Source organism: Chitinophaga filiformis, from assembly GCF_023100805.1.
GTDB lineage: Bacteria > Bacteroidota > Bacteroidia > Chitinophagales > Chitinophagaceae > Chitinophaga > Chitinophaga filiformis_B.
Genome location: NZ_CP095855.1, coordinates 1428153 through 1445317 on the forward strand (window position 1 = coordinate 1428153; position 17165 = coordinate 1445317).

General features: G+C 48.0%; 12 protein-coding genes. 5 read left to right on the forward strand and 7 right to left on the reverse strand.

The window, feature by feature from the left end:
- Positions 1-108 precede the first annotated feature (108 nt).
- Entirely contained in the window at positions 109-2052 is a 1944-nt protein-coding gene (locus tag MYF79_RS06010) for a YfbK domain-containing protein (RefSeq protein WP_247813015.1), read from the reverse strand.
- 112 nt (positions 2053-2164) lie between these two features.
- Here MYF79_RS06010 and MYF79_RS06015 point away from each other — a divergent pair, with 112 nt between their 5' ends.
- Positions 2165-3247, forward strand: a complete 1083-nt coding sequence (locus MYF79_RS06015) for an anhydro-N-acetylmuramic acid kinase (RefSeq protein WP_247813016.1) — start codon at positions 2165-2167, stop codon at positions 3245-3247.
- Between the two features lie 192 nt (positions 3248-3439).
- Here the strand turns inward: MYF79_RS06015 and ade are convergent, their stop codons facing one another.
- Entirely contained in the window at positions 3440-5077 is a 1638-nt protein-coding gene (ade, locus tag MYF79_RS06020) for an adenine deaminase (protein ID WP_247813017.1), read from the reverse strand.
- A 12-nt stretch (positions 5078-5089) separates the two neighbouring features.
- The gene (locus MYF79_RS06025) at positions 5090-6097 is read right to left on the reverse strand and encodes a helix-turn-helix transcriptional regulator (protein ID WP_247813018.1); all 1008 of its coding nucleotides are present in this window, start codon (positions 6095-6097) and stop codon (positions 5090-5092) included.
- Between the two features lie 101 nt (positions 6098-6198).
- Between MYF79_RS06025 and MYF79_RS06030 the strand changes: the two genes are divergently transcribed.
- Positions 6199-6783 carry a hypothetical protein gene (locus MYF79_RS06030; RefSeq protein ID WP_247813019.1) on the forward strand — a complete coding sequence of 195 codons (585 nt, stop codon included), beginning with the start codon at positions 6199-6201 and terminating at the stop codon, positions 6781-6783.
- 256 nt (positions 6784-7039) lie between these two features.
- Positions 7040-7675, forward strand: a complete 636-nt coding sequence (locus tag MYF79_RS06035) for a peroxiredoxin (RefSeq protein ID WP_247813020.1) — start codon at positions 7040-7042, stop codon at positions 7673-7675.
- 274 nt (positions 7676-7949) lie between these two features.
- On the opposite strand, the gene MYF79_RS06040 is transcribed toward MYF79_RS06035, so the two are convergent.
- Genes MYF79_RS06040 through rlmN form a run of 3 tightly spaced genes read right to left on the reverse strand, consistent with a single transcriptional unit; the run spans position 7950 to position 11181 of the window.
- Positions 7950-8693: an RluA family pseudouridine synthase gene (locus MYF79_RS06040; RefSeq protein ID WP_247813021.1), complete on the reverse strand. Its 744-nt coding sequence runs from the start codon at positions 8691-8693 to the stop codon at positions 7950-7952.
- 3 nt (positions 8694-8696) lie between these two features.
- Positions 8697-10103, reverse strand: coding sequence for a pseudouridine synthase (locus MYF79_RS06045; protein WP_247813022.1), 1407 nt, complete (start codon positions 10101-10103; stop codon positions 8697-8699).
- A 34-nt stretch (positions 10104-10137) separates the two neighbouring features.
- Positions 10138-11181: a 23S rRNA (adenine(2503)-C(2))-methyltransferase RlmN gene (gene rlmN, locus MYF79_RS06050; RefSeq protein WP_247813023.1), complete on the reverse strand. Its 1044-nt coding sequence runs from the start codon at positions 11179-11181 to the stop codon at positions 10138-10140.
- 728 nt (positions 11182-11909) lie between these two features.
- On the opposite strand from rlmN, the gene MYF79_RS06055 reads away from it, so the two are divergent.
- Entirely contained in the window at positions 11910-13112 is a 1203-nt protein-coding gene (locus MYF79_RS06055) for a thiolase family protein (RefSeq protein ID WP_247813024.1), read from the forward strand.
- A 261-nt stretch (positions 13113-13373) separates the two neighbouring features.
- Here MYF79_RS06055 and MYF79_RS06060 read toward each other — a convergent pair whose 3' ends face one another.
- Positions 13374-13955: a sigma-70 family RNA polymerase sigma factor gene (locus tag MYF79_RS06060; protein WP_199654813.1), complete on the reverse strand. Its 582-nt coding sequence runs from the start codon at positions 13953-13955 to the stop codon at positions 13374-13376.
- 314 nt (positions 13956-14269) lie between these two features.
- Between MYF79_RS06060 and uvrA the strand changes: the two genes are divergently transcribed.
- A complete protein-coding gene (gene uvrA / locus MYF79_RS06065; protein ID WP_247813025.1) occupies positions 14270-17086 on the forward strand; it encodes an excinuclease ABC subunit UvrA in 2817 nt (938 codons plus the stop codon).
- Positions 17087-17165 lie beyond the last annotated feature (79 nt).

The following is a 17165-nucleotide window of genomic DNA, read 5'->3' on the forward strand; positions in this document are numbered from 1 at the left end:
CAGAGCCTGGAAATGTAAATAACAATAAAGTAACGAAAAGACCGGTCACGGGCCTGAAACCCATGACCGGTCTAACGCAAACAATGAATTAAGGCCGGTTACAGAGAACTATTTTGTGCCATGATTGTTACTGATTAACTGTGCTTTTTTAACCAATTGAATGAATTCTGCACGGTATCCTTCTTCGTCCGTACCACGGGCGTTTCCAGCCAGTTTCAGCACCTGGTCCCAGGTGGCATTTCCCTTATATTCGGAATTGCGCAGCAGTAGTCCGAAGTCTGCAACAGCAGTGGCCATACGGAAATCTTCCGGAGCTGATGTGATATCCTGGCTTTTCCATGGTAATACCTGCGTGATGAGCTGACTGGTACTGGCTTTTGGCTCCTTATAGCGTAGTTTTACAGTGAGCACTTCCTGACTGTTGCCAACAGGTTGTTTTGCCAGCTGGTATTTCAGCGGATCTACCGCCAGTGGCTGGTCATTTCCTTTCCCTGAGGGTACGATCTCATACAGGGCCGTTACGGTATGTCCTGCTCCCATATCTCCTGCGTCTTTCTTATCGTTGTTAAAATCTTCATTCTGCAACATCCTGTTTTCGTAACCTACCAGCCTGTACGATTGTACGTATTTAGGATTAAATTCTATCTGCAGCTTTACATCCTTTGCGATGGTGAACAGCGTTCCGCCAAATTCGGTAACGAATGTACGGCGTGCCTCTTCGAAGTTGTCAATGTATGCATAGTTGCCATTGCCCTTGTCGGCCAGTATTTCCAGTTTATTGTCCTTGTAGTTGCCCATACCAAAGCCCAGCACAGAGAGGAAAATGCCTTTTTCACGTTCCCGTTCAATAATACGTTGCAGTTCTCCATCGCTGGAAGGGCCTACGTTGAAATCGCCATCAGTAGCAATGATCACACGGTTATTGCCATTCTGCAACAGGTTCTCTGCGGCTGTTTTATATGCGAGCAGGATGCCCTCTCCACCGGCAGTAGAGCCGCCGGCCTCCAGTTTGTCGAGCGCGTCCAGAATAGCAGTTTTATTTTCGCCTGAAGTGGAAGGCAATACCAGTCCCGCAGCACCGGCATACACTACTATCGCTACTTTGTCAACTGGTCTTAGCTGAGCAGTCAGCGCTTTGAAGGCCTGTTTTACCAGCGGTAGCCTTTGCGGGCCGGACATGGAGCCGGATACGTCGATCAGGAAAACGAGATTGGAAGCAGGTAGATTGTCCTTTGCCACGTCCTTGCCCTTTATTGCGATACGTACTAACTGGTGATCAGTATTCCACGGGCAAACGGCCATATCTGTGTGGATGGCCACAGGCGCATTGCCGGTCGGATTAGCGTATTTGTAATCAAAATAGTTGATCATTTCTTCCACTCTTACTGCATCAGCCGGAGGCATGTCGCCATTGTTCAGGAAGCGCCTGATATTGGAATAGGAGGCACGATCCACATCAATAGAGAAAGTACTAAGCGGTTGGTCTGTAACAGCATGGAACACATTCTCATTGACAGGACTGTAATCTTCTGTTTGATGATCGGGATACCCTATTGGCGCCCTTGAACCGTAAATGCCCTGAGTGGCCATACCACGGATCATGATTTTTGGGCTCGGCGCTCCTTGCTCTGCTACCATTACTTCATTCGCTACCGGCATTGGCGCCTGGTCCATAACCATTCGTTGTTTGACATTTTTGATCCTGATATCATTCACAGTGGCAGGCACCGGTTTTAAGCGGATATTGAGTGTAGTCTGGTTAAAAGGGATCAGCAATGTATCTGTCTTGTAACCTGTTAAAGACACATATATGGTGGCCTGCTTTCCGTCGAAGGCAATACTGAACTGGCCTTTTTTATTGGTAGTGATCTTCGTCTTGTTAATAGCAGGAGCTACCACCTGCACTATAGCGCCTGCCAGTGGCGTCCTGGTATGGTGATCAGTAACAATCCCCTCTATTTTATGTTGGGATTGTGCCCGGCCGGGAGTAGATATGCCTGATATACCGAGGATGGTCAGCGCTGGCAGCAGGAGGAACAGATGTCTTTGCATAGCACAATTTTTTAGTCTGCTAATAAGATGCAGGCCCTCCACCCGATTCCATAAAAACCGAAAAAAAAGTATGTGAACATCACATTATTTACTTTTGCACAAATTTTAGTGCATGGTTTATAATGTAATAGGCGTAACGTCAGGCACTTCGCTGGCAGGATTGGACCTTGTTTTCGCAGCTCTGACCGAAGTAAGAGGTAAATGGACGTATGAAATAAAGGCGGCGGAGCGCCTGGCATATACTCCTGAATGGGAGGAAAAACTGGGAGGGGCGGCAAATCTGCCCGCCAGGGATTACCTGTTGCTGAACAGTGAATATGGTCATTATATCGGGCATGCAGTAAACCAGTTCATATCGCAGCACCAGTTAGACCACCAGGTGCATTTCATTGCAGCCCATGGGCATACTATATTCCATGTGCCGGCGCAGAAAATGACCGCCCAGCTGGGAGATGGCGCGGCCATAGCTGTTGTAACCGGTTTGCCTGTCATCAACGACCTGCGAGCCATGGACATTGCCCTGGGAGGAAAAGGAGCGCCTATCCTTCCTGTTGCCGAGCAGCTGTTGTTCCCTGATCATCGATACAGGATCAACCTGGGAGAGAATGCAACAATGGCCGTACAGAAAGAAGGGCAGCTCCTGGCATTTGATATCTGTCCCTGCAACTATGTACTGGATACACTGGCAGAAACACTGGGCCGCAGCTATGACGATGAAGGAAAACTGGCGGCAGGTGGTGTAACAGATCAACCATTGCTGCACGCACTGAATGAGCTTGCGTTTTATAATGAAAATTATCCAAGAACACTTGCCTCAAAATTCGGCACTGGTGTAGTAATGCCGATCATTCAGCAACACCAGTTGTCAACGCAGGGGAAACTGAACACCTACACGCATCATATTGCTGCGCAGATAGAGAAAGTGATAAAAGACTTCCAGTCACAGGCAGGAGAGGAGGTGTCAAATAGTTTATTGCTTACCGGCGGAGGTACAGCAAATATCTACCTGGTAAAAGCGATCGGGGAAGCATTACAGCCATTGAATATTACCGTGACAGTGCAACAGGAACCTTTCCGTAATGCATTAATGATCGCGTTACTGGGCGCTTTACGCTGGAGGCAGGAACCTAATGCTTTAGCTGCTGTTACAGGCGCTGAAAGAGACAGTGTGGGCGGTGCGCTTTGGGCTGTGTAAGAGTCCGATATCAGAAATGAAAAACTTTGTACCCTTAGGGGCGCTCTCCGAACCGATCTTCGTAATGACTGCAAATGTGCTTGTCAGAGAGTGGCCGGCTAAATAACTGCTTATATAAAAATTGCAGGAGCATAAAATGCGTTAGGCATGTTATACTCCTGCAATTAACATATCGTCAGTTAAAGCATCTTCTTACAATACAGCCGCTGTGAAGCTGAAGGAATCTCCATCAAACAATCCTTTATCACTCAGCTTCAGGTGAGGGATCACCAGCAAGGCCATAAACGACAACGTCATAAAAGGCGCATCCAGTTTACTTCCCAGCCCTTTTGCTGCTTTATCAAGCTCACTGTATCGTGCAGCAACTTCATAGCCATCAAGATTACTCATCAAGCCTGCAACAGGCAGCGGCAGTACTGATACTTCGTTATTGCTTACTACACTCACGCCTCCTTTATGTGCTATTACTGCATTTACCGCCTGTGCGATGCTTTCATCGTCTACACCTGCAGCAATGATATTGTGACTGTCATGCGCCACAGATGAAGCAATAGCGCCCTGCTGGAAGCCGAAGTTCCTGATGAAGCCCAGCGCGACAGGAGCAGGACTATACCTGTTTACAACAGCCAGTTTCAGGATATCTTTTTCTGTAGAGGAAAATAGTTGTCCATCCACAACAGGCAATGTTTCCGTGAAACTGTTCGTGATCAGCTGACCGCCCAGTGCTTCAATGACTTTTACATTCGCTGTAATACCGCTGGCAGTAATGCGAAAGTCGCTGCCGGATTTAGGCGTGCATTCAAAGTTATTAATAACAGGAGCAATGACAGAGGGGATGCGGGTTTCACCGTGTTGTGCTACAGCTATGCCATTGATATAGGTAGCTACGATATTAAAATTGTCGAGATTATCTGCCACTATAAAATCTGCAGGATCGCCTACACGCAGTAATCCGGAGGGGATCTTGTAATGAAGAACAGGATTCACGCAGGCTGCGCGTAACACCTTGAAGAGATCGATCTTCAGAGCCAGCGCTCTTTTCACTAATACATTGATATGGCCTTCCACCAGGTTGTCAGGATGTTTATCATCGCTGCAGAACATGATCTTCTCCGGATAATCATTGAGCAGGTGGATGAGCGCATCAAAGTTACGTGCAGCGCTTCCTTCCCGGATGAGGATATGCATGCCGTAATGTAGCTTATCGAGCGCTTCTTCGGCGGTAAAACACTCATGATCGGTACTGATACCTGCAGCAATGTATTTCTTCGCATCTTCGCCACGGAGGCCTGGTGCATGTCCATCTACCGGCTTGCCTATACGTTTTGCCGCAGCTATTTTAGCCATTACATCCGGCTGCTCATATAATACACCTGGAAAGTTCATCATCTCCGTAAGGTATAATACCTCCGGTTGCTGCAACAGGGCTTCCAAATCAGCAACTGTTACCTCGGCACCGGCAGTTTCAAAGATAGTGGCCGGTACGCAGGAAGGAGCGCCAAAGCAGAATTTAAAAGGAACAGTCTTACCATTTTCCTGCATATATTCCACACCTTTCACACCCAGTACGTTCGCAATTTCGTGGGGATCGGATACGGTAGCAACTGTACCATGTACCACCGCCAGCCGGGCAAATTGTGAAGGCGTCAGCATAGAGCTTTCCACATGCACATGGGCGTCAATAAATCCCGGCAGGAGGTATTGCTCATATGTGGTCGCATCTTCCGTAATACGGCTTATAATGCCGTTTTCAACGGTAACGGTGGCAGGATATATCTTCTGCTGCAGGATGTCTATCAGGTTGCCGGAGATCCGGAATGAGTTTGTCATGTAAGAAAGCGTTTATGATGAATATTTCTGCAGCATTGCTTTGGCTTCTGCTGCCATCTTTTCTGCCAGGTGTGCGGGTTGTAATATTTTTACATTGGCCCCATAACTAAGCAGCAGCATCTGTAATTCATGATTGATCACCACATTGAGTGAGATCCGGCATTCTTTGTCGTTGTCCTTTTCGATCTGCTGAGAAGGATGAATAGGCTGCGACTTGATGTATTTCCCCTGAAGCGGTGTAAAGGATAGTAGCACTTTTTCAGGAGCGCCCTGTGGTACTGTTACGCCGATGGCATGCTGATAGTAACTGGCATCATCGAAGTTCTTCTCATCGAATGTTTTGCTGGTAGGCCAGATATCCACTATCCTGTCCAATGCAAAAGTAAGTAAAGTGCCGCCCTTGGCTTTCTGACTTTTACCGATCAGGTAAAAGCGGTATTGGTATTCACGCAGATGATAAGGCTCTACCCAGTGTTCCTTAGGCTCATTCCTGTCAAAGCTCTGGTACGCAATACGTATAACCTCCCTGCCTTTGATGGCATCTACTATGAAGGGGATATGAGCTGCGCCCTTGTATTGTGTGGCGCGGGCAAATTTGATCAGTCCTTTGTGTTCCAGTACCTCCCTGTTCTTTTTCAGGCTGGCGGCTATTTTCAGAATAGCGTCCTCAAATTGTACAATAACAGGCAGGCTACGGAATTGTTCCAGTATCCCGATGGCAATCTCAAGTCCCTGGAGGTCAGCTTCATCTATCGGCAGGCTATTGATGGAATATGTTTCATCTTCATAACGATAGGTACCTGTACTGCGATCGTACAGGATGGGAGCCTGGTAATTCAATTCGGGGTCATGACGCATATCCTGGATATCTTTCTGGATAGTACGTACGGAAATGGTAGCACCCATTTTCGCGGATACAAATTCAATAAGATCTTCCAGGGTGGGTTTTCTCAAACGCTTGTTGCGTAAACGCTCGTCTATCCAGCGATAACGCGAAACAGCATCCTTGTTTTTAGGCATGCATAGAAATATTTAGAGGATAAAAGTAGTTAAAATTCGCTACGCAAATTCTCTGCGTTTTGGCCTGCTACCTTTGTATTGTTATCAACAACGAATCGGTTATGAAACAGACAAATACCGCTACAGTAACCAGCTCGCAGGCCATATCAGTTGGCCAGATCATCCTGGATGATACCAATTATCTAAGCTTCTGGGGCCACATCCGGAAGGACGATACCTGGCAACGTTGTGACTTTATCACTACCTACGAAGTGTTGAACACCATGTTGCGCTACGTCCAGGACAGAAGTGATGCCGTGCAGATGACCATAGTACAGAAGCTGGAAAACATGGAACAGATCCCGGATATGATAGACCTGGAACTGGAGCTGGGAAAGGCTGTCGTATTTGATAACATGCTTTTCCGGTTAACCCGTCCCGGCCATAGGGAAGATGGTAACTGGATAGAATATACAGACGGAGAATGTTACTATATAGAACAGGTAACCCCATTACCATCAGCAAAGGTGCCCCATTATGTCAAAAAAATAGACCACTGTATGGACATGCTTCACAAAAGCTATGAGCTGTACCTGGGCTATCTGGAACTTGACTTTGATGAAGACGCAGCACGTAAAAAAGCTGATCTGGCAGACGACCTTAAGTATACACTGGCATATTACGCATGGAAAGAACGGACATTGTAATGTTATTCCCATATACTATCCTCATGAACCCCTGAAAAGCCCCCTGGTAACCCCGAAAAACGACCCGGTAACCCCTACGGTGTTGCGTTGCGCTTCGTAAGCGTTATCCCTGATACCTCTTACATCCAGTTGTTTGTTTGAGCTCCGCCCCGCCTGATCTACAGGCGGGGAATTATTTTTTCAAAAAATACTTGTAAAGTCTATAATATTTGTAGGAAAATCCTATTTTTGAATACTCTAAAAAAACAGCGACCTTATGGGCTTAAGATTAGGAGATATAGCACCGAACTTTCAGGCAAAGACATCACAGGGAGACATTGATTTTTATGAGTACCTGGGCGATGGCTGGGGAGTTCTTTTTTCACATCCGGCAGACTTTACGCCGGTATGTACTACCGAATTAGGTAGAACAGCGCAGTTAAAAGAAGAATTTGCAAAACGTAACGTTAAAGTATTGGCTTTGAGTGTGGATCCGCTGGATAAACACCAAAACTGGATCAGCGATATAAACGAAACACAGAACACTAATGTAGATTTCCCTATTATTGCTGATCAGGACAGAAAAGTTTCCGATCTTTACGATATGATCCATCCGAATGCATCAGAGACCGCTACAGTAAGGTCACTGTTCATCATCGGACCAGATAAGAAAGTGAAACTGATGATCACTTATCCAGCCTCTACAGGCAGGAACTTCGTAGAAGTACTGCGTGTAATTGATTCCCTGCAGCTGACAGCAAAATACAGCGTTGCTACACCAGCTGACTGGAAGGATGGAGAAGATGTAATTGTGACAATGGCGGTACCAACCGAGGATATTCCTGCGCGTTTCCCGAAAGGTCACAAGATCATCAAGCCTTACTTAAGAACAACACCTCAGCCGAACAAATAAGGCGGGACCTTGTTGTAAGGTGAGTCAAATACAAGATTTCGTTTAAAACCTGCACAATTGTGTGTCAGGTTTTTATTCATAAGAGTTTTTAATGGTTGGTTTTTGATTTTTACGAAACGGGGATTTCTCCCCGTTTTTTCTTTTTATAGGTATTTCCATTTATTCATATAGCGCATTGGACAAGGCCTGAGTGTAGATTAACTTGGGTATTGCCCTTAAAAAGAAAAGCGACCCCTTCCGGAAATCGCTTTTCAATATATTGAATTGTAATATCTTATAATACCAACGCTGAACTCTGGCCACTATTCTTCCGCAACTGCGTCACCACTGCCTGGATGTCTTTCGGCAAAGGCGCTTCAACGATCTGCTCTTCTCCCTGCTGGTCCTTAAAATGCAGCTGCCATGCATGTAATGCCAGCCTGTTCAGCAGTGGCCGCTCCTCTTCCGTTCTCTTGCCCAGTTTATAGTTCTTTTTAATGGCAGACAGGAATATGGGGGTATCAGTGCCATACAGTTCATCTACTGCGATGGGATGTCCCAGGTGCTTCATATGCACACGGATCTGGTGGGTACGGCCGGTATGGATCTGGAGTTTCACCAGGCTATACAGTCCGAAGCTTTCCAATACCTCATAATCTGTCAGGGCATTTTTACCCTTCCTGTTTGTCACCATTTTACCTTTTACAACGGGATGTTCCATAATAGGCTCGTCCACGCTGCCGGCAGGAGGGATCAGCTGTCCGTTTACCAGGCCCTGGTAGAATTTCTTCACATTACGGCTTTCGAACAACTGCGAATAATACTTATGTGCCGCCTCATTTTTCGCAAACAGGATAAGCCCGCTGGTGTCCTTATCCAGGCGGTGTACAGTGAATATTTCGCCGTAGTGCTTCTTCAGCAGTCCCTGGATGGATTGCAGCTGGTTATCGTGCCGGTCCGGTATGGTGAGCATGCCTGCCGGTTTGTTCAGGATAACAAAATCAGCTGTTTCTTTTATGATGATATCGTTAATACGCATAGATTACTTAAAGTGCTTCAGCAATATGATTTCTTTTTCAGTCAGGAAACGCCATTTGCCGCGATTGATATTCTTCTTGGTTAGACCGGCATAGGTAACGCGGTCCAGCTTTTCCACCTCATACTCAAGATGTTCGAAGATGCGGCGTACAATGCGGTTCTTACCGCTATGGATCTCAATACCGATCTGGGTTTTATCACCTGCTTCCACATAACCCAGGGCATCCACATGTGCAACGCCATCTTCCAGTGTTACACCGTGCAGGATCTTATCGAAATCCGCCTTGGTCAGGGGTTTGTTCAGTCCTACGTGGTATATCTTCTTGATATTATGCTTGGGGTGCGCCAGTTTCTGAGCCAGCTCGCCATCATTGGTCAGCAGCAGCAGGCCTGAGGTATTGCGGTCCAGGCGACCTACAGGGTACACACGCTGCTCGTCTGTCACAGCATCTTCGATCAGCTCCATCACCGTTTTACGGCCTTCGGGATCGTCGGTAGTAGTAATGTATCCTTTAGGTTTGTTGAGCAGGATATATACCAGGTTTTTCTGGATGGAGATGCGCTTATTACTGATCGCCACATCGTCTTTGGCAGTTACCTTGAAGGCGGGCTCTGTTACCAGTTTGCCATTCACTGTCACTTTCCCTTCTTTCACGAAGTCCACCGCTTTCCTGCGGGAGCAGAGCCCCGAGTGTGCGATGTATTTGTTCAGCGGCATTTCGCCGGCATTATTGCTGTTTTCTTCTTTTTTAGACTGTTTTTTGCTGAACGGGGCGCTGTCTTCGCTGTGACGGGCTTTTCTCGCTGCAGATTTACGGTCCTGTTTTTCAGCAAACCGTTCATTGGCAGAATCAAAATATTTTTTACGGTTAAAGCCGCTGGGGGTCGGGCGTTCCTCGCGTGAGCTGCCACGTTTGCCTGACTTACGTTCTGAGGGGCCGTGAAAGGCACTGTCATCGCCCTGAGGACGGGGTTTGAACGGGGTTCTGCCATTGGCGGTCTTGCGGACAGGCTCTATACGCGGCCTGCGTGTTGTTTTATCTCTTTCTGAGCGTTTAGTGCCCGGAATTTCGGATGCATCGGTGTTACGGCTACGTTCAGGCTTGCCTTCTACCGCTCTGCCGGGACGGAAGTTGCCATCATCTTTCGGCTTACGACTGGACGGAAAAGAGCGTTCGGGCTTGCCTTCCGTTCTTTTTGCAGGACGGCCGTTTTCGTCGTTATTACGTTTACGGTCGGACTGGAAAGGGCGTTCTGATTTCTGGCCATCACCGCGACCAGGACGGGTATTGTCATCACTACCCCGCTTACGGTCTGAAGCGCCAAAACGCGTGGTAGATTTATTGGAACTGCTGTTCTTATTTTCCTTGAAAGGGGAAAATCCTTTCTTAGCAGGTGTATTTTTTCTCATCTGTTAAATTTTGAATTTGTTAGCAGGTAGCTGATCAACCTTTATTGGCCAATTGTCCGCAGGCGGCGTCAATGTCTTTACCGCGGCTGCGCCTCAGGCGTGCATTTACCTTATGTTTAGTCAGGTATTCCATGAACGCCTCGGCAACGTCCTCATCCGGCTTCATGAAGCGGGCGTTGGAGATCGGATTATATTCAATAATGTTGACCAGGTCTGCGGGTACCTGGCGGTATATACGGATCAGCTCATCAGCATCCCTGAAGGAGTCATTAAAATCCTTAAAAAGGATGTATTCAAATGATATCTGGTTCTGTGTAGCTTTATAGAAGTAGTTCAGTGCCTCGATCAGTACCTTCAGGTTATTGGTATCGTTGATCGGCATGATCTGGCTGCGTTTCTCGTCGTTGGCAGCGTGCAGGGACAAGGCCAGGTTGAATTTCACCTTATCATCTCCAAGTTGGCGGATCATTTTGGCCACACCTGCGGTAGATACCGTGATACGTCTCGGGGACATGCCCAATCCGTCGGGAGAAGTAATGCGTTCAATGGACTGTAATACATTCTTGTAATTCAGAAGGGGCTCGCCCATTCCCATGTATACGATATTACTAAGTTTCTTGCCGTAAGCTTCCATTGCCTGCTGGTTCAGCAGGGCCACTTCATCATAAATCTCGTCATAGTCGAGGTTACGCTTACGGTCCATATAACCGGTAGCGCAGAATTTGCAGCTCAGGCTGCAGCCTACCTGAGAAGAAACGCAGGCTGTCTGCCTGGTATCCGTAGGGATCAGCACGCCCTCTACAAGGTGCCCGTCATGCAGGCGGAAGCGGCTCTTAATGGTGCCGTCACTGCTGTGCTGGGTAGTATCCACCTTAATAGCGGGAAGTGAGAAGTGTTCTTCCAATTTGTTGCGTAAGTCCTTGGAAATGTTGGTCATAGCATCAAAGCTGCCGGCGTGTTTCAGCCACAACCACTCATACACCTGTTTGGCGCGGAAGGGTTTTTCCTCAATTGACCCAAAGTATTCCTGTAATTCCGGCAAGCTGAGGTGCCGGATATTTGTTTTGCCCGATTTCATTCCTGACCTTTAAATGAGATAATGTCTGCCTTACGGCAGTCGGTAGTAAGCTGCAAAGGTACGGTATTTTAAAGCATCGACCACAATAATGTACCGGCGACACATTTTCGGGGCCTTCACGGCTGCGTTTTCTCTCACATTTTTCCGGTTAAAAGAGGGTCGGTCAACCTGCCGTCTGAGATTTTTGAACGGGTTGAACCCGCTTTATACCGGACGTATACCAGACGCATACCAGACGCATACCGGACGCATCTCCGGGAAAATCCTGGATTGTCTTACTACAGAAAGACCTTACAGTTGACGTATTGAATGCAGAATTAGCTTTACAGGTTGGAAATGGTTTCAGTGAGCACTTTACAACGGTCATTTACTTATTGTTTTGTTTTTAGGACTTGAGACAAACGCTAAGCAGCTCCTTCCTGCCAGATATTTTCGCAGTATCCGCTATTCGCCCGGTATTCGCTTGATATTCGGTGCGACTATCCTACAGATTACTACCTATAAGGGCTACAGTCCTGCATTTCGCCTACTGTTCTATAGCGTTCGCTATAGAACAGTGCCTAAAATGCTATAGTATAGAGCCTGTAGGATATAGGTTCCGCCGAATTCCCAGGCCATCTCAGCCGAATAAGGCTTTATTGCGGAAGGAGATAAGATGACCTGCATTGGTATTACCCTGCTTTCCCCTACATTTACACCCTTTATTAACCAAAGCAATCCACAAAGCAATGCAAGCTGCCTATATAGTAGACGCGGTGCGCACCCCGATAGGCCGTTATGGCGGGGTTCTCAGTTCCGTAAGGCCTGACGATATGCTGGCCCTTCTCATAAAATCAATCCTTGAACGTAATCCGAGCCTCGATCCTGCCGGCATTGAGGATGTTATAGCAGGCGCTACCAATCAGGCGGGCGAAGATAACCGTGACGTAGCCAGGATGGCCGCCCTACTGGCGGGTTTACCGGTGACTGTGCCGGGTAATACCGTGAACCGGCTTTGTGCCTCTGGTATGCAGGCCATTATGGATGCTGCCAGGGCTATTATGTGCGGGGATGGCGATGTATACCTGGCAGGCGGTGTAGAAAGTATGACGCGTGCACCATTGGTGATGCCAAAGGCAGATGGTGCTTTCAGCCGGAAAACAGAGATCTACGATTCTACCATTGGCTGGCGGTTCACCAATAGCAAACTGGCGGAAATGTATTATCCCTATGCCATGGGTGAAACTGCCGAAAATGTGGCCCGCCAATGGAATATCAGCAGGGAGGAACAGGACCGGTTCGCGCTGCAAAGCCAGTTGCGGTACAAACAGGCATACGCCGCAGGGAAATGGGCCGCAGAGATCATACCAGTGCCCATCACTCCTAATAAACAGGGCCAGGTGATCATCTCTGATGATGAACCGCCAAGGGAAACCTCGTTGGAGAAACTGGCCGGACTGCGACCAGCTTTCGCGAAAGATGGCAGTGTGACCGCAGGTAATTCGGCAGGGATCAACGACGGCGCTTCCGTAGTGCTGGTGGTATCTGAACAGGCCCTGAAGCAGTACAACCTTAAACCGCTGATGCAGATCAAAGCCATGGCGGTAGCCGGGGTAGACCCTTCCATTATGGGCATTGGTCCGGTACCAGCCACACAGAAAGCCCTCCGCCGTGCAGGTCTGACCGTAGGCCAGCTGGATCTGATCGAGTTGAATGAGGCCTTTGCAGTACAGGCACTGGCATGTATCCGGGATCTGGGACTGGATACGGAGAAAGTGAATGTAAACGGAGGCTCTATTGCAATCGGGCATCCGCTGGGATGTACCGGTGCACGGCTTACAGCTACCTTGCTGAACGAAATGAAACGAAGGCCGCAGGCAAAGTATGGGTTGACAACGATGTGTGTGGGAGTAGGCCAGGGATCGGCAATGATCTACGAGAATCTGATCTGAACATAAAAAAGGCCCGGCGATAGCCGGGCTTTTTGTTGGCTGGGTATTGTTGCCGGATATCTTTAAGCGAATTATTGTAATCAGTTTGCCTGTCCTGTTTTTTCCTGCCAGCCTTATGAGGCGCGGGTATTGGTACGCAGTACAGCTGCGGATATTCCCTGTACCGCTGGTACTTACACTGCAATCGTATGCAAGCGCTGAAAACTAAGAACGGGCGGTCGGAGTCTCCCGGCCGCCCGTTGATGGCAAGCAAAAAAAGGATTACAAACAAATCTGCTTCTCCGTCATCATCTTCCGGAGATTGATCAGACCGTATCTCATACGGCCTAATGCGGTATTGATACTCACCTGTGTGAGGTCTGCTATTTCTTTAAAGCTCAGATCAGCATAGTGGCGGAGAATGATCACTTCCCGTTGTTCTTCCGGCAGCATGTCCAGCATCCTTCTTACGCGGTCGTGGCTTTGTGCTGTGATCATCTTCTCTTCCGCACTGCTTTCACTGAAATTCAGTACGTTGAAAATATCTTTGTCGTCACTGGTTTTGATGATAGGCGTACGCTTGATCTTACGGAAGTGATCCACACACAGGTTATGCGCAATACGCATGGCCCAGGGCAGGAACTTTCCCTTTTCAGTATAGCGTTCAGCTCTAATGGTATCTATGATCTTTATAAAGGTATCCTGGAAAATATCTTCAGCCAGGAATGCATCTTTCACGAGTAATACGATAGAGGTATAGAGCTTATCCTTGTGCCTGTGCACTAATTCTTCCAATGCGGAAGCATGACCCTTTTTGAAAAGAGTAATCAGCTGCTCATCACTTAGTTTGTACATTATTTGCATAAACTTCTACAATAGCGGGTTTAAAATAAAAATAGGACTTGTGACAGTCGTAGGAAAATGTGTAGAGTTTATGCTATAATAGGTAGTTTTTAGTTTAGTAAAATAGATCCTGAAGTGGCCTTCAGTTCTCTCATCTAATGCAAATATAATGTAATAGTTCAATAAAACAATCCCTCCTTCGTGCAATTTTCGGCTGATTTAATACAGGCTGCAATCCGTCGAATTGACCCATGGTTGCCGGTTTCCCTTATAACATGTTCAGGTAGAACGGAATTAGCCCGGAATGGTTTACTTTCGGTATTTTTGCATCCATTATGGCTACTAAAGTGAAGAAAACGGAAACAATAACTGATGATCAGTCAGTTAGTACACAAGATCAGATTTTCATTAAAGGCGCTCGTGTTCATAACCTCAAAAATGTGAGCGTAGGCATCCCCCGGAGCAAGCTGGTAGTCGTGACGGGAGTATCCGGTTCGGGCAAGTCTTCACTGACCATGGACACATTGTATGCTGAAGGACAACGCCGTTATGCGGAAAGTCTCAGCTCCTACGCCCGCCAGTTCCTCATGAGAATGAACAAACCTGATGTCGACTATATCAAGGGCATCTGCCCGGCCATTGCCATCGAACAGAAGGTGATCACCCGTACGCCCCGGTCTACCGTAGGGTCCATGACGGAAATCTACGATTATCTCCGCCTGCTCTTTGCCCGTATTGGCAAAACATATTCCCCAATTTCCGGTCAGCTCGTGAAAAAACATGAAGTGAGCGACGTGGTGGATTTTATCAAAAAGCTGCCTTCCGGCTCCAAGATACAACTGCTGGTTACCTTTCGCCGTCACGCTAAACGTGATGTGAAGGAGGAATTGCAAATTCTCATGCAGAAAGGCTTCTCCCGCCTGTATGTGAAAGAGAAAGGTGCCGGTTCCCTGCTGCGCATCGAGGAACTGTTGGACGAAAAGAAACCTTCCTTACCAAAGGATGCATACCTGCTGGTAGACCGTCTGGTGGCGAAAGCGTTTGAAGAAGACGACCTGCACCGTATTGCAGATAGCGTGCAGACAGCGTTTTACGAGAGTGAAGGCGACTGCCTGGTAGAAGTGGATGGCGGAGAGCTGAAACACTTCTCCAACCGTTTTGAACTGGATGGTATGCAGTTCGAAGAGCCGGTTCCCAACCTGTTCTCCTTCAATAACCCTTACGGGGCCTGCCCGGTTTGTGAGGGCTTCGGACAGGTGCTGGGCATTGACGCCGACCTGGTGATCCCTGACAAACGCCTGAGTGTATATGAAAACGCCATCGCGCCCTGGAGAGGAGAGAAGATGGGCGAGTACAAGGAGGCGCTGATCAAAGCCGCCAGGAAGTTCAATTTCCCGATCCATAAGCCGATAGTTGACCTTACAGAGGAGCAATACCAGCTGCTGTGGACAGGCAATGAGCACTTCTACGGGCTGAATGAGTTCTTCAAGATGGTGGAGCAGAACCTCTATAAAGTGCAGTACCGTGTACTGCAATCCCGCTACCGTGGCCGTACTACCTGCCATGAGTGCGGAGGAGGCCGTCTGAGGAAAGAAGCCTTGTATATCAAGATAGGTGGCGCAAACATCGCCAACCTGGTGGATATGCCGGTAAGTAATCTCAATGAATGGTTCAAAAAACTGGAGCTGAGTGAATACGATCAGCAGGTGGCGAAAAGGATACTGGTGGAAATTGACCACCGTCTGAAAACCCTGCTGGACGTAGGGCTTGGTTATCTTACCCTCAACCGTGTAGCCAATACACTGAGTGGCGGAGAAAGCCAGCGTATACAGCTGACCCGCTCGCTGGGCAGTAACCTGACCAATTCGATGTATATCCTCGATGAACCGAGCATCGGTTTGCATGCACGCGACACACATCGCCTGATCAACGTACTGAAGGAATTGCGTGACCTGGGCAACACCGTTGTGGTAGTGGAACATGATGAAATGATGATGGAAGAGGCGGATTACATCATCGATATGGGACCGCTGGCCAGTCACCTGGGTGGTGAAGTGATCTTTGCCGGCAATTATCAGCAGATACTAAAAGACACGAAAAGCCTGACAGGAAAGTACCTGAGCGGACAGCTCCGCATAGAGCCGCCTGCCCGCACCCGCAAATGGAAGAAGGCGATTAGCCTCGAAGGCTGCCGTCAGCATAACCTGAAGAATATTGATGTAGACTTCCCCTTACAGGTACTGACTGTGGTGAGCGGTGTGAGTGGTTCCGGTAAGACCACGCTGGTGAAACAGATACTCTACCCTGCTCTCATGAAACTGAAGGGAGAGTTTGCAGAGCGTGTGGGACAACACCGCGCCCTTAAGGGAGCAGTGGATGATATTACCCAGATCGAGATGGTAGACCAGAACCCGATCGGTAAGTCATCCCGTTCCAACCCGGTAACCTACATCAAGGCATACGACGAGATCCGTGACCTGTTTGCAAAGCAGCCCCTGAGTAAGATGCGCGGTTTCCAGCCAAAACATTTTTCCTTCAACGTAGACGGAGGTCGTTGTGATGCCTGTAAAGGAGAAGGGGAAGTGATCGTTGAAATGCAGTTCCTGGCAGATGTGCACCTGCAGTGTGAAAGCTGCGGTGGCAGACGTTTCAAGGATGAAGTACTGGAAGTTACCTATAAGAACAAGAATATCTACGATGTACTGGAAATGAGTGTGGAGGAATCCCTGGATTTCTTCAAGGAAGAAAAGGACGTCTGCAATAAGATCCGTCCGCTGAGCGATGTGGGCCTGGGTTATGTGAAACTGGGACAGAGCAGCGATACCCTGAGCGGTGGCGAGGCACAGCGTGTGAAGCTGGCTTCGTTCCTGGGTAAGGGAAAGGCACAGGGACATATCCTCTTCATCTTCGATGAACCAACTACCGGTCTGCATTTCCATGATATCAAAAAGTTACTGGCCTCTTTCAATGCCCTTATTGAACAGGGACATACCGTACTGGTCATTGAGCACAATATTGACGTGATCCGTAGCGCTGACTGGGTGATAGACCTGGGGCCGGAAGGCGGCGCCGGTGGCGGACAGCTGCTGTATGCCGGATTGCCCGAAGGACTGAAGAACGTGAAGGAAAGTTATACCGGTAAATACCTTTAAGTGCCTGCTTCGTTAAGAAGCATCGGGAATGAAGAAGGATTAAATACAAACAGGGGCCTGGAGAGCATTTGAACATCAC